This window comes from Buchnera aphidicola (Pemphigus obesinymphae), assembly GCF_026122815.1.
Classification (GTDB): Bacteria; Pseudomonadota; Gammaproteobacteria; order Enterobacterales; family Enterobacteriaceae; genus Buchnera_C; species Buchnera_C aphidicola_BJ.
Window position 1 is genome coordinate 1 of sequence record NZ_JAIWQW010000050.1, and the last position, 877, is coordinate 877.

Here is an 877-nt window from a genome sequence, read left to right on the forward strand (position 1 = left end):
ATTTCCTGCACCGTATCCTCTTAATACCAACGGTATTGGTTGGTAATATTTGCTATAAAATGCCAATGCATTTTCTCCGTTCTTTATTGTATATAAAGGGTCTTTCTTATCTACTGCTTCAATTTTTACTTGACATTGACCTATCGGATCTATTATTCCGACGAAACGTAATACTTTTCCTTTATTTTTTTCTTGTCCTACTCGTACAGAAAATAAAGGATCTAATTCTTTTAGTTTTTCCATAAAAATTTTTACATTTGGAATGTCTTGAAATGTATCAGGTAATAAATTTTCTATTTTAATATCTTTTAATTCTATTTCGTATCCTACTTCTCGAGCTAAAATTAATAATTTTCTCGCGACATCAATACCTGATAAATCATCGCGAGGGTCTGGTTCTGTGAAGCCTATTTCTTTGGCGTTTTGAGTGGCTTGAGATAAAGGAATACCTTCTTCTAATTGTCCAAAAATAAATGATAAAGAACCAGATAAGATACCTCTAAAATGGATTAATGTGTCTCCTGAATTCAATAAATTTTGTAGATTATCGATAACAGGTAGTCCAGCTCCTACATTTGTATCGTATAAAAATTTTTTTTTGAATTTGACAGCAATATTTCTAATTTTTTTGTAATATGATAAATCTGTGGTATTTGCTTTTTTATTAGAAGTAACAACATGGCAACCATTGGAAAGGAAATTAGTATATTGATACGATAAATGTTCATCTGCTGTACAATCAATTAGAACAGGATTTATTAAAGGATATTCTTTAATGATATTAATTATTTTTTTTGCAGTAAAAGAATTTTTTGTATTTTCAAAATGTTTTTTCCAGTTTTCTAGTGGAATGCCTTGCATATTTATGAGTAATTTT

General features: G+C 28.8%; 1 pseudogene. It reads right to left on the minus strand.

Going from position 1 to position 877, the window contains the following annotated elements:
- Positions 1-877: pseudogene (thrA, locus tag LDP10_RS03000) on the minus strand (bifunctional aspartate kinase/homoserine dehydrogenase I); the annotation flags it as partial.